Source organism: Kribbella sancticallisti (assembly GCF_039530625.1).
In the GTDB taxonomy this organism is placed as follows: domain Bacteria; phylum Actinomycetota; class Actinomycetes; order Propionibacteriales; family Kribbellaceae; genus Kribbella; species Kribbella sancticallisti.
Window position 1 is genome coordinate 291257 of the sequence record NZ_BAAAOS010000019.1, and the last position, 12616, is coordinate 303872.

The following is a 12616-nucleotide window of genomic DNA, read 5'->3' on the forward strand; positions in this document are numbered from 1 at the left end:
AGTGTCCGGAACCGCGCGTTCCGCAGCAACCGGCTGCAGTCAGAGTGTTCGCACGGTTGTCGTCGAGCACCACCAGGTCGGCGATCTTGCGCGGCTCGACCGTCGCGGCGTACAGCGCCTGGTGCGGGGTGAGCGGCCGCCCTGTCCCGGGTAGGGAAATGTCTACCCTCGGACGTACTCTTGGTGGCTGTTATGCGTACATACGAGGTCCGCACCCACGGGTGCCAGATGAACGTGCATGACTCCGAGCGCCTTCGCGGCCTGCTGGAGGAGGCCGGTTATGTCCGCGCGCCCGAGGGCGGCCAGGCCGACGTGGTCGTCTTCAACACCTGCGCGGTCCGCGAGAACGCAGACAACAAGTTGTACGGCAATCTCGGTCACCTGGCGCCGGTGAAGGCGAAGAACCCGGGCATGCAGATCGCCGTCGGCGGCTGCCTGGCGCAGAAGGACAAGGCGACCATCACCAAGAAGGCGCCCTGGGTGGACGTCGTCTTCGGCACCCACAACATCGGCTCGCTGCCGGTGCTGCTGGAGCGGGCCCGGATCGCCGAGGAGTCCCAGGTCGAGATCCTGGAGGCGCTCGACGTCTTCCCGTCGACGCTGCCGACCCGCCGCGAGTCGCCGTACTCCGCCTGGGTGTCGGTCAGCGTCGGCTGCAACAACACCTGCACGTTCTGCATCGTCCCCGCGCTGCGCGGCCGGGAGAAGGACCGCCGCCCGGGCGACGTGCTCGCCGAGGTCGAGGCGCTGGTCGCCGAGGGCGTGCTCGAGGTGACCCTGCTCGGCCAGAACGTGAACTCGTACGGCGTCGAGTTCGGCGACCGGTTCGCCTTCGGCAAGTTGCTGCGCGCGTGTGGCTCGATCGAGGGGCTGGAGCGCGTCCGGTTCACGTCGCCGCACCCGCGCGACTTCACCGCGGACGTGATCGAGGCGATGGCCCAGACCCCGAACGTGATGCCGTCGCTGCACATGCCGCTGCAGTCCGGCTCCGACCAGATCCTCAAGACGATGCGCCGCTCGTACCGCCGCGACCGCTACCTCAAGATCATCTCCGACGTCCGCGCGGCGATGCCCGACGCGGCGATCACCACCGACATCATCGTCGGGTTCCCGGGGGAGACCGAGGAGGACTTCCAGGGCACCCTCGACGTGGTCCGCGAGGCCCGGTTCGCCGGCGCGTTCACGTTCCAGTACTCCAAGCGCCCCGGCACTCCGGCCGAGGTGATGGAAGACCAGGTGCCCCGCGAGGTCGTGCAGGAGCGGTACGAGCGACTCGTCGCGCTGCAGGATGAGATGGCCTGGGACGAGAACAAGAAGATCGTCGGCCGCTCGGTCGAGGTCCTGATCGCCGAGGGGGAGGGGCGCAAGGACGCCGCCACCCATCGGTTGTCCGGCCGCGCCCGGGACAACCGCCTGGTCCACTTCGCGCTGCCCGAAGGCGTCGAGAGGCCGCGCCCCGGCGATATGGCGACCGTCGAGATCACCTACGCCGCCCCGCACCACTTGGTGGCGGACGTCTTCGGTTCAGTACGGCGTACGCGGGCGGGCGACGCCTGGGAACGTGCTCAGGACGCGCCTGCGGCCGCTGCCGCGCCGGGCGTCATGCTCGGGATGCCGAGCATCGGAGCCACTCCGCTGGAGCCGGCCACCGGCGGCTGCCAGGTCGGCTGACCCTTCCGTGCTGCCGCCTGACGCCGAACCCTTCGCCTCCGGGCGGGACGCGGACGTCTACTCGATCGACGAGTCCTGGGTGCTTCGGCGGTATCGCAACGGTCATCCGGTCCGCGACGAGGCCGACTTCATGCGCTGGGTCGCGAAGTACGACTATCCGGTCCCGGCGGTCCGTCAGGTCGATGGCGCCGACATGGTGATCGAGCGACTGAGCGGTCCCACCCTCGCCGACGCTGCGATCGCCGGTGAGGTCTCCCCGGTGGAGCTGGGTCGGATGCATGCCGACCTGCACCGCCGCCTGCACGCCATCCCCGCACCCAGTGGCACTTCAGGCCAGGTCGTCGTGCACGGCGATCTTCACCCGGAGAACGTCATCCTGACAGCCGAGGGGCCGGTCGTGATCGACTGGCGCAACGCCGAGGAAGGCCAGGCGGAGTTCGACGTCGCCATGACCGCCATCATCTTCGCCCAGGTCGCCCTGGACCCCGCCTTCGAGTCGCTGTCCCCGTTGCTCCGTAAGGCCCTCGCCGGCTATCTCGCAGACTCCATCGACCCCACACCCGGCCTGGACGCCGCTCTCGCCTCCCGCGGCGCCAACCCCACCCTCACCGCGGCAGAGTTGGCCCTCCTCCCGGCCCAGGCCGGACTGATCCGCTCCTACCTCACGCGCTGAGGAAGTCGCCGGGTTTGAGCGGGCGGTCGACGATGCGGAGTTCGCCGATGTGGCCCGCGAAGGACTGCTCGATCTTGTTGGCGTAGTGATTGGCGCCCAGCAGCCAGGCAGCGCCGGTGGTGCTGAGGCCGTTGGAGCGGGTGGCGGGGTTGCGAAGGAGTTCAGAGGAGTCGATGAACAAGGTGGTGTGGCGGCCGTCGTTCACCACGGCGACGTGGAACCAGCGGCCGGCGACCTCCTCGTGGCCCCAGTTGGTGAAGGTGTCGTTGCGGTCGAGCGGGTAGACGGCCCACTGCACCTGGCGTCCGCCGGAGAAGGCGAGGTTGACGACGGGTTCCGAGGGGTCGCTGCCGGTTTTGCCCGCGTCAGCGCCGGTGCCGAGACGGCTCAGCAGACCTTCCCAGGAGTGGTCCTGCCCGTCGTCGGAGAGCTTCACGAAGGCCTCGATCGTGTAGCCGTCGCGGAAGGTCAGGCGGTTGAGCGGGGCGTTGTCGGCGGTCTTCAGGTAACCGCCGCGGGCCGGGTTCTTGCCACCGGCAAAGAACCAACTGGCGTGGCCGGGCTGGTCCGGGTGGTGCTCGGGAGTAGCGCGAAGGCTGTCGGCCGGTGAGCCCGGGAGCAGGACCGGCGTGAGGTCGTTACCGCGGCCGGAGTGGTCGACGACGCGGGTGCCGACCGGGCCGTCGAGGCGCCAGTACGCAACCGTGCCGGGGATCACCATCGCGGCTGGATCGCGAGCCGGGCGTACTGGCGCCGGGTCGAACCCGGCGAAGCGGGCGGTGAAGTCGAGTGGGACGCTGAAGCGGTTGGTGTCGTCGCTGAGCTCGATCTCGGCCTCGGCGAGCAGGCTGCGCCGGGCCGGCTGCTGGCTCAGGATCCACGGGTTGACCGTCTCGACATCGATCGTGTTCCGGGCCAGGTCGAAGTGGTACAGCCGGATCATCGCGCCGCCGCCGTAGTACCGGTCCTGGTAGTTGGTGAGGTGCAGGTGCACGTCGTGGCCGGCGGCGTTCTGCCGGGTCACCCGCCCGGACGGCCAGTAGTGCCCGTTCAGGGTGAGGAAGATCTGGTTGTTGCCGTCGACAAGTTGGTCCCAGACCCGCTCGCCGTGCTCGGTGAAGTACGCGACGGGCTTGCCGGGGTCGGCGTTCACCAGTTCGTGGATGGTCAGGATCACCGGCAGCGTCGGGTGGTCCGCGATCACCTGGCGGGCCCAGGCGAAGGACGCGTCCGACGGGCGCCAGTCCATTGCCAGCAGCAACCACTGGCGACCGGCCGCGCGGAACACGTGGTACGAGTTGTAACCGTCCGGTGTCGACCCGCCGTACGTGCTCATCCGGCGGAACCGCTGCGGCCCGAAGGTGCGCAGGTACGCCGAGTCGCCGCGCTGGTCGTCGGTGGAGCCGTCGATGTCGTGGTTGCCCGCCAGCACGCTGTACGGCATCCGGGCTCGGTCGAGGACGGCGAACACGGGGTCGGCCTGGGCGAACTCGCTCGCCTGCGCGTTCTCCACCACGTCACCCAGGTGCGCGGTGAACACGATGTTGTCGGCCGCCCGCTGCTCGATCAGGTACTCGAAGGTCGCCGTCAGCGGCGCGGGATCACCCCGGTCCAGATCGAACAGGTACTGCGTATCGGGCACGACCGCGATGGTGAAGCGCGGGTTGTCCGGGTCGGGCCGGGTGCTCGCCGCGCCGATGCTCCCCGCGGCGCTGGTGCTCCTGGCGCCGGTGGTCTCCGCGGCAGCGGTCGCGGCGCCTGACTCGGCCGCAGCGGGCAGGGCCCCGGCGATACCGCCGCCCAGTGCGCCGCCCAGTGCGGCGCCGGCGCCGAGTGCGCCCGCCTGGAGGATCCGCCGCCTGCTCGTACCGTCGTGCTGCTCGTTCATCGGTGCCTCCAGCGCTCAGCCGTGGGGCCTCACGCCCACGCATCGCAGGCACTCTAGAGCGGTTGCCCTCAGCATCGGTGAACGGCAGGCGAACGTCTCACCGCGGCTGGTGGGCCTACCCGAAACCGTGCGCGATCACCGGGGGAATGCTGCCGTCGCGCAGGCCGGCCAGGACGCGGGCCTCGTGCGGGACGACCGGATCGGGGAGTTTGTCGAGGGAGAACCAGTCGAGGCCGGCCGCCTTGCCCGGCTCCATCAGTCGTGGCTCGCCGGTCCAGCGGGCGGCGGTGAAGAAGAAGTCGACGCGTTCGTCGATCGCCAGGCCGTTGCCGCCGGTGCGGTGCATCGCGGTGAGCGGGACCAGGTCGTCGGCGGCGATCTCCACGCCGACCTCCTCGCGCACCTCGCGCCGGGCCGCGTCGAGGACGGACTCACCGTGCTCGACATGACCGGCCGGGACCGCCCAGTAGCCGTCCATGTAGCCGGTGTTGGCCCGGAGCAACAACAACACCTCGTCGCCCCGGCGCAGGGCCACGTACGCGGCGGGAATCACCTGAAACCGATCCATGCCGCTCACCCTAGAGAAGCCAACAGACAAACCGGAAAGGGATGAAGAGCGGCGGGCCGGAAAAGGATGAAGGGCCGCGGGCCGGAAAAGGGTGAAGAGCCGCGGGCCGGAAAGGATGAAGGGCCGCAAGGAGGAATCCCTTGCGGCCCTTCGGGACGTGGTCAGGCCGGCTTGGGGCCGTTGTCGATGTCGTCGTCCTGGCCGTCGAGGCCGTCGAGACGGTCCTTGGCCTGGTCGACACCCTGGTCGATCTTGTCCCCGTACTTGCCGCCGGTCTTGTCGTCAGCGAAGTCACCGGCCTTGTCGAGGCCGTCGCCGACCTTGTCACCGTGGGAGTCGACGACGTCGGTCGCCTTCTCCTTGAGCTCCTCGGCCTTGCCCTTGAACTTGTCGAAGATGCCCATCTCTGGGGCTCCCATTCCCTAGCGTAGTGATCTATTTACAGACAGCTAGCGGCGATCTTCCCATCATCGAAGCCCCAGGTGTGGGATGCGGCTCAGGTGCCGTCGTTACCGCCGGACTCGATGTCGCCGCCGGACTCGATGTCGCCACCGGATTCGATGTCACCGCCCGATTCGATGTCGCCACCGGACTCGATGTCACCACCGCTGTCCTTGCTCTTGAGCCCCTCGGCTCCCTGTCCCGCCAGGTCCAGGTTCTCCTTGGCGGCGTCCGCCTCTTCCTCGAACGGATTGCTCACTGGGTGTTCCTCCCGAGTAGGTGCTGCGATGGTCACGGTCGCCCGGACCCGCCGTCGATCGGATAGCGGTCCGGACCGTAATTCCCTTGCTCCTGTTCCTACCGAACTCAGAGGGTCACCACAAGCCTTTCGGGGCCGGAAGTTCCCGAGTTCACGCCGATCCACGCTCCGTCACCCGGCACTGTCACACTGAGGGGATGGTCGAGTCACTCGTCGTCGCCGTCGTCGGTCCCACGGCGGCCGGAAAATCCGACCTTTCGGTTGCCCTGTGCAAGAGGTTGACCGGGGAGGTGGTGAACGCCGACGCGATGCAGGTCTACCGCGGCATGGACGTCGGTACGGCGAAGATCACCGCCGCCGAGCAGCAGGGTGTTCCGCACCACTTGCTCGACATCCTCGACGTCACCCGGACCGCGACGGTCGCGGAGTTCCAGCAGTTGGCGCGGCGGGCGATCGACGACTGCCTGACCCGTCAGGTGGTTCCGGTCCTGGCCGGAGGCTCGGCGCTCTACGTCCGCGCGATCCTCGACGACTTCGCCTTCCCGGGCACCGACCCCGCGGTACGGGCGCGGCTGGAGGCCGAGTTGGAAGAGCACGGGTCCGGCGCGTTGCACGCCCGCCTCGCCGGCCAGGATCCCGCCGCCGCCGAGCAGATCCTGCCGAGCAACGGCCGGCGTATTGTCCGCGCCCTCGAGGTCATCGAGATCACCGGCGGCCCGTACGTCGCGACGCTCCCCGAGCACACCTACATCTACCCGGGCGCCGTGCAACTCGGCCTCGACGTACCGCGACCCGTGCTCGACGAGCGGATCGACCGCCGGGTGGACCGGATGTTCGAGCAAGGCTTCGTCGAAGAGGTGAAGGACCTGCTGGGCAAGGGCTTGCTGGCCGGCCGTACTGCGAACCGCGCGCTCGGGTACTCCCAGGTGATCGCCCTCCTGCGGGGGGAGATCTCCGAGGCCGAGGCGCGGGACCGGACCGCCCAGGCCACCCGCAGGTTCGCCCGGCGCCAGGATTCCTGGTTCCGCAAGGATCCACGGATCACCTGGCTGCCCTACGACGCTCCCGATCTGGTGGAACGCGCGCTCGCGACAGTACGAGGCAACCAGTCGGGTCCCGGCGGCGTAGTCGAGGTGGAAGAAGGCCTGGGGGCTGTGGATGCGAGGGGGTGACCGTGAGGCCGAGTTCCGCGAGTACGTCGTCGCGGACCGCGGCAGACTGTTGAGGACGGCGATGTTGCTCACCGCGGGGGATGTGCACACCGCCGAGGATCTGGTCCAGACCACCTGCACCCGGGTGTACGTGCACTGGCACCGGATCCGGCACGAAGGCGCCGGGCCGTATGCGCACCGCATCCTGGTCAACGCCTTCCTGGACGAGCGCCGCCGGGCCGGCCGCCACCCCGAGGTGGTGACGGCCGAGACGTTCGAGCCGAGGCTTTCGGAGACGACGGATCCGGTGGACACGCTGGCCGTCCGCAAGGCCCTGCTGGAACTCGCGCCGCGGCAGCGTGCCGTCCTGGTGCTGAGGTACTTCCAGGACCTCGACGTGGCCAGTTGCGCCCGGATCCTGGAGTGCACCGAGGGCACCGTGAAGAGCCAGACCGCGAAAGCGCTGAAACGACTGAAGGACCTGATGGCCGACGACCCGGCCACGGATCCCGCGACCGGGAGTAGCTGAGAAGTGGACGACGTGAAGAGGCTGTTGACGCAGTTCGCCGACCGTGCGGTCGACGGCATCCCGCCGGCCGACGTGGACGCGGACGTGGCGCGTGGACGCCGGGCGTTGCGCCGGATCAAGGCGCGCCGCCGGGTCACCGGCGTGCTGTGTGCCGCCGCCGTGACGACGGCTGTGCTCGCGATCGGGAACCAGGTGAAGTGGTGGGGCGGTGGCGAGACGGAGGTCGCCACCGGCGCCGAGGAGGCCAGTGCACCGGCGGCGGGCGCCGACACGGACCGGTCTCTGGCGACGCCCGCCGCGACGCCGTCGCGGTCGGACGAGGGGGCGACGACGTACTCGAGTTCCACCATCGCGCTGGTCGCCAACCAGCAGGTCTGGAGGAACATCGGCTGCACGCTCGCACCGCTGGGCTGGACCGCGGAGCCCACCGCGACCGCGGAGCGCGTCGTACTGACGCCGCCGAGCGCGCGGACGTCCGACGACGTGGCGGCCAAGCTGGAGCTTCGGGCGGCCCCGCAGGCCCAGACCCTGCAGGCGGTCCGGGTGACCGAGGAGGCCGGCAAGGTCTTCCATCTCGGCACCTTCGCGGGCCGGGAGACCGGCCAGGTGATGGTCGGCGACACGTGGCTGATGGTGCAGCTACCGGTCGGCACCCAGGAATGGAACGACGACCTGCTGCGCCGCTTCCTGGCTTCCTGCACGGTCAACTGACGCGCCGGAACGCGCGAGAACTGGCGTACGCGCCGCTGAGGCGGTAGGCAGGGCCTGTCCCTGTATGCCCAGCTCCTGCGGAGGACCCGTGACACCGAAAAGCCTGGCCGCGACCCTGATGGCGGGTGCGCTCGTCCTGTCCGGCTTGACCGCGAGCAGCGCCGCGGCCACTCACAAGCCCCGGCTGCCGGAGAAGAACGCGACCTCGGTCGGGTTCGGCGGTGCCGTCTCGTCGGTCGATCCCGACGCCACCAAGATCGGCCTGTCCGTACTGCGCCGCGGCGGCAACGCCGTCGACGCGGCGGTCGCCACCGCGGCCGCGCTCGGCGTCACCGAGCCGTACTCCGCCGGGATCGGCGGCGGCGGGTACTTCGTCTACTACGACGCGAAGACCCGCAAGGTCTCCACCATCGACGGCCGGGAGACCGCGCCCGCGACGATGCCGCGCGACGCGTTCATCAACCCCGCCACCGGAGCGCCGTACCGGTTCACTCCCGAGTTGGTCACCTCGGGTGTTTCCGTCGGAGTGCCCGGCACCTTGGCCACCTGGAACTCCGCCTTGAAGCAGTGGGGATCGCTGTCGCTGCGCAAGGCTTTGAAGCCGGCCGCGGAACTGGCCGATCGTGGCTTCGTCGTGGACGCGACCTTCCGCAGCCAGACGCTCGACAACAAGGCACGGTTCGCCGCCATCGTGCCGACCGCGAAGCTGTTCCTGCCCAACGGAGATGCTCCGGTGGTCGGCTCGGTGTTCAAGAACAAGGAGCTCGCCAAGACCTACGAGCTGATCGGCAAGAAGGGGCCGTCGGCGTTCTACACCGGTCCGCTCGCGCAGGAGATGGAGAACGTCGTCAAGGCTCCGCCGAAGACCGCCGGGACCACCTTGCCGGTGATGCCGGGCTACCTGACGACGGCGGACCTGGCGAAGTACAAGGTGATCGACCGCGCTCCGACGAAGGTCCGCTACAACGGGCTCGACGTGTACGGGATGGCGCCGTCCTCGTCCGGTGGAACCACCGTCGGCGAGGCGCTGAACATCCTGACCCCGTGGAAGTTGTCGAAGCAGTCGACCCCGCAGGCGCTGCACACGTACCTCGAGGCGTCCGCGCTGGCCTTCGCCGATCGCGGCGCGTACGTGGGCGATCCGGCGTACGTGGACGTGCCGACGAAGGAGTTGCTGTCGGCCGGGTTCGGCAGGGAGAGGTCCTGCCTGATCGACCCGGACACGGCGGCGATGAAGCCGGTGAAGCCCGGTTCCCCGGACGGCTCGTACGCACCCTGCGCCGCCGGCGTGGCGACCGCGGACCGGCCTGACAGCAAGGGGTTGTCGACCACACATCTGGTGGCCGCCGACAAGTGGGGCAACGTGGTGTCGTACACGCTGACCATCGAGCAGACCGGCGGCAGCGGGATCACCGTGCCCGGTCGCGGCTTCCTGCTGAACAACGAACTGACGGACTTCTCCGCGGTCTACGACCCGGCCGACCCGAACCGGATCGAGCCCGGCAAGCGGCCGCGGTCCTCGATGTCGCCGACGATCGTGCTCAGGCACGGCAAGCCGTTCCTGGCGCTCGGCTCGCCGGGCGGTTCGACCATCATCACGACCGTCCTGCAGACGCTGACGAACCGCCTGGACCGCGGGATGAGCCTGCCCCAGGCCGTCGCCGCGCCCCGCGCCTCCCAGCGCAACACGGCGAACGTGACCGCCGAACCGCCGTTCATCGAGAAGTACGGCGCGGCGCTGGCGCCGTACAAGCACACCTTGGTCCCGTCCGGTGACGCCTTCACCTCAGCGGCCGAGATCGGTGCTGTGGCGGCACTGGAGGTCCTGCCAGGCGGCGGCTACCTCGCCGCGGCCGAGCCCACCCGTCGAGGCGGCGGATCCGCCGGAACGGTCCACGAGATCTGGGCCCGCTAGCCCTTCTTCAGCCGGCGGGGCTCCGTCGGTAGCGGTGGTGGTGCTGGAGTCGGCTCAACGGCAGCCGACTCCAGCCAGCCGTCGTACTCCGCCAGCAACGCCTCCAGTACCGCGTGGTCCGTGCCCGCGGCAGCACCAGCACCCACGGGTGGTCCTCGTCGTCGTCCTCACCCTGGAACTTCTCCCGCCGCACGGTCAGGCCGTCCACCGGCAGCCGATGCGCGACCGCCTCCGCGTCCTCGCGCTCGTAGAAGTACGCAACCAACTGCTCACCCATGCCGAAACCGTACGATCTCCCTATGAGCGAGCGGAGCGAGGTCATCAAAAGGCACTGTGCATCCCGTGTCTCCTCCGCGCCCGGAGCGAAGCGAGGACGTGGATGAGCACCGGTACCTTCCCCTGGCTGAAGGGGCATGGGACGGAGAACGACTTCATCCTGCTGCCCGACCCCGACGGGTCCCTGCACGGGGATCTCGATCCAGCGGTGGTGCGCTTCCTCTGTGACCGGTACGCCGGGCTCGGCGCCGACGGCGTACTGCGAATCATCGAGGGCTCGAAGCAGTCGTACGTCGAGGACGGTGGCGACTGGTTCATGGACTACCGCAACGCCGACGGGTCGGTCGCGGAGATGTGCGGCAACGGCATCCGCGTCTTCGTCCGGTACCTCGTGGAGGCGGGCCTGGCCGGGGACAAGCCGGTGCGGGTGGGCACCCGGGCCGGGGTGAAGGACGTCGTGCTCAACGACGACGGCACGATCACCGCCGACATGGGCGAGCCGGCCTTCCCCGGACCGGCCGGGATCGTGGTCGACGCGAACGGGCACCAGTGGCCCGCCCTGCACGTGAACATGGGGAATCCGCACGCGGTGGCCTTCGTGGACGACCTGACCGAGCCGGGGCCGTTGCTGGACCAGCCGGGCTGGACACCGGCCGAGGCGTTTCCTGAGGGCGCGAACGTCGAGTTCGTCGTCCGCAAGGGGCCGCACGAGGTGGCGATGCGGGTGCACGAGCGTGGCGCGGGGGAGACCCGCTCCTGCGGCACCGGCACGTGCGCTGTCGCGGTGGCGTCCGCCCGGGCCGCGCACCAGAGCGCACCGGTCACGTACCGCGTCGAAGTACTGGGTGGGGCCGTCACGGTCACGTGGCGTGAGGACAACCATCTGGAGCTCACCGGGCCGGCCGTGGTGCACGCCCGCGGGGAGTTCGACCGGGCCTGGCTGCCGCGCTGAGGGGAATTCACCGGCACGCCGGGTCGTTGAACCAGTAATCGGGTCGCCTGACCGGGTGTCCCGTGCCACGATGGAAGGTATATGACGACCCATTCGAACGCATACGAAGAGACCGACGTCGAACTTGACCTGGATCAGGACGACCAGGACTCCTCGTCGGGTTATGACCAGGATTTGAGCACCGAGGGACTGGAGCTCGAGGAACGCCAGGCGCTACGGCGCGTGGTCGGGATGTCGACCGAGCTGACGGACATCAGCGAGGTCGAGTACCGCAAGCTGCTGCTGGAGCGCGTGCTACTGGTCGGCGTGTGGACCGAAGGCAGCGCCGAGGACGCCGAGAACTCGCTCGCCGAGCTGAAACTGCTCGCCGAGACCGCGGGTTCGGAGGTGCTCGACGGCGTGATCCAACGGCGCAAGAAGCCGGACCCCGCGACCTTCATCGGTAGCGGCAAGGTGGCCGACCTGCGCAACCTGGTCGCCTCCCTCGGCGCCGACACGGTGATCGCGGACGGCGAGCTCGCGCCGGCCCAGCTGCGGAACCTGGAAGACAAGCTGAAGGTCAAGGTGGTCGACCGGACCGCGCTGATCCTCGACATCTTCGCCCAGCACGCGAAGAGCAAGGAAGGCAAGGCCCAGGTCGAGCTGGCCCAGCTGCAGTACATGAAGCAGCGGCTGCGTGGTTGGGGTGGGAACCTGTCCCGCCAGGCCGGTGGCCGGGTCGGTGCGGCCGGTGGCGGTATCGGTGGCCGTGGTCCCGGTGAGACCAAGATCGAGACCGACCGGCGCCGGATCAACACCAAGATCTCCAAGCTGCGCCGCGAGCTGAAGGACATGAAGGGCACCCGCTCGACGATGCGGCAGGAACGCCGCCGGCACTCGATCCCGTCGGTGGCGATCGCGGGCTACACGAACGCGGGCAAGTCCTCGCTGCTGAACAAGCTGACCGGCGCCGGGGTGCTGGTCGAGAACGCGCTGTTCGCGACCCTGGACCCGACCACCCGGCGGACCACCACGAACGACGGGCGGGTCTACACCTTCACCGACACCGTCGGGTTCGTCCGGCACCTGCCGCACGACATCGTCGAGGCGTTCCGCTCGACGCTGGAGGAGGTCGCGGACGCGGACCTGCTGCTGCACGTGGTGGACGGCTCGCACCCGGATCCGATCGCCCAGATCCACGCCGTCCGCGAGGTGCTGAGCGAGATCGGCGCCTCGGACGTCCCGGAGATCATCGTGATCAACAAGGGCGACCTGGCCGACCCGATGGCGCTCGCGCCGATCCTGCACCGGGAGACCGGGGCGCTGGTGGTGTCCGCCCGGACCGGCGAGGGGATCGACAAGCTCCGCGCGCTGGTGGAGGCCTCCCTGCCCATCCCGGACGTCGCGGTCGACCTGCTGCTGCCGTACGACCGGGGCGACCTGGTCTCGCGGATCCACTCCGAGGGTGCGGTCGACCAACTCGAGCACACCGCGGACGGCACCCGCCTGACCGGCCGGGTGCACGCGAACCTGGCGGGCGACCTCACGCAGTACGCGGCGCACTGATCCGGAAAGAACTCACGCACCGACAAAGGCCAGCGGC

Annotated in this window: 13 protein-coding genes; 8 read left to right on the forward strand and 5 right to left on the reverse strand. The window is 69.4% G+C overall.

The features are described from left to right. Positions 1-192: 192 nt before the first annotated feature. Positions 193-1671: a tRNA (N6-isopentenyl adenosine(37)-C2)-methylthiotransferase MiaB gene (gene miaB / locus ABD255_RS15755; protein WP_344214399.1), complete on the forward strand. Its 1479-nt coding sequence runs from the start codon at positions 193-195 to the stop codon at positions 1669-1671. A gap of 7 nt (positions 1672-1678) precedes the next feature. Beyond that, positions 1679-2344, forward strand: a complete 666-nt coding sequence (locus tag ABD255_RS15760) for a phosphotransferase (protein WP_344214401.1) — start codon at positions 1679-1681, stop codon at positions 2342-2344. On the opposite strand, the gene ABD255_RS15765 is transcribed toward ABD255_RS15760, so the two are convergent. The 4 genes from ABD255_RS15765 to ABD255_RS15780 all read right to left on the reverse strand — a co-directional run bounded on the left by ABD255_RS15765 (position 2334) and on the right by ABD255_RS15780 (position 5500). Next, the gene (locus tag ABD255_RS15765; RefSeq protein ID WP_344214403.1) at positions 2334-4232 is read right to left on the reverse strand and encodes a LamG-like jellyroll fold domain-containing protein; all 1899 of its coding nucleotides are present in this window, start codon (positions 4230-4232) and stop codon (positions 2334-2336) included. The genes ABD255_RS15760 and ABD255_RS15765 overlap by 11 nt on opposite strands. A 115-nt stretch (positions 4233-4347) precedes the next feature. Further along, positions 4348-4800 carry an NUDIX hydrolase gene (locus ABD255_RS15770; protein ID WP_344214406.1) on the reverse strand — a complete coding sequence of 151 codons (453 nt, stop codon included), beginning with the start codon at positions 4798-4800 and terminating at the stop codon, positions 4348-4350. A 161-nt stretch (positions 4801-4961) separates the two neighbouring features. Beyond that, positions 4962-5219 carry an antitoxin gene (locus tag ABD255_RS15775; protein WP_344214407.1) on the reverse strand — a complete coding sequence of 86 codons (258 nt, stop codon included), beginning with the start codon at positions 5217-5219 and terminating at the stop codon, positions 4962-4964. 77 nt (positions 5220-5296) lie between these two features. Further along, on the reverse strand, positions 5297-5500 hold the full coding sequence (locus ABD255_RS15780; RefSeq protein WP_344214408.1) for a hypothetical protein: 204 nt from the start codon (positions 5498-5500) through the stop codon (positions 5297-5299). Between the two features lie 197 nt (positions 5501-5697). Here ABD255_RS15780 and miaA point away from each other — a divergent pair, with 197 nt between their 5' ends. From miaA to ggt, 4 genes are all read left to right on the forward strand, one after another. Continuing rightward, the gene (miaA, locus tag ABD255_RS15785; RefSeq protein ID WP_344214410.1) at positions 5698-6672 is read left to right on the forward strand and encodes a tRNA (adenosine(37)-N6)-dimethylallyltransferase MiaA; all 975 of its coding nucleotides are present in this window, start codon (positions 5698-5700) and stop codon (positions 6670-6672) included. After that, entirely contained in the window at positions 6659-7180 is a 522-nt protein-coding gene (locus ABD255_RS15790) for a SigE family RNA polymerase sigma factor (protein WP_344214412.1), read from the forward strand. Before miaA ends, ABD255_RS15790 begins: the two co-directional genes overlap by 14 nt. Positions 7181-7192: 12 nt before the next feature. Further along, entirely contained in the window at positions 7193-7891 is a 699-nt protein-coding gene (locus tag ABD255_RS15795) for a hypothetical protein (protein ID WP_344214414.1), read from the forward strand. A gap of 88 nt (positions 7892-7979) precedes the next feature. After that, positions 7980-9806 (forward strand): gamma-glutamyltransferase, encoded by a 1827-nt coding sequence (ggt, locus tag ABD255_RS15800; RefSeq protein WP_344214416.1) that lies wholly within the window; start codon positions 7980-7982, stop codon positions 9804-9806. Positions 9807-9813: 7 nt separating this feature from the next. Here ggt and ABD255_RS15805 read toward each other — a convergent pair whose 3' ends face one another. Beyond that, on the reverse strand, positions 9814-10083 hold the full coding sequence (locus tag ABD255_RS15805; RefSeq protein ID WP_344214418.1) for a hypothetical protein: 270 nt from the start codon (positions 10081-10083) through the stop codon (positions 9814-9816). 102 nt (positions 10084-10185) lie between these two features. On the opposite strand from ABD255_RS15805, the gene dapF reads away from it, so the two are divergent. Both dapF and hflX read left to right on the forward strand, forming a co-directional pair. Continuing rightward, positions 10186-11034: a diaminopimelate epimerase gene (gene dapF / locus ABD255_RS15810; RefSeq protein ID WP_344214420.1), complete on the forward strand. Its 849-nt coding sequence runs from the start codon at positions 10186-10188 to the stop codon at positions 11032-11034. Between the two features lie 81 nt (positions 11035-11115). Further along, on the forward strand, positions 11116-12579 hold the full coding sequence (gene hflX / locus ABD255_RS15815; RefSeq protein WP_344214422.1) for a GTPase HflX: 1464 nt from the start codon (positions 11116-11118) through the stop codon (positions 12577-12579). Positions 12580-12616: the final 37 nt, after the last annotated feature.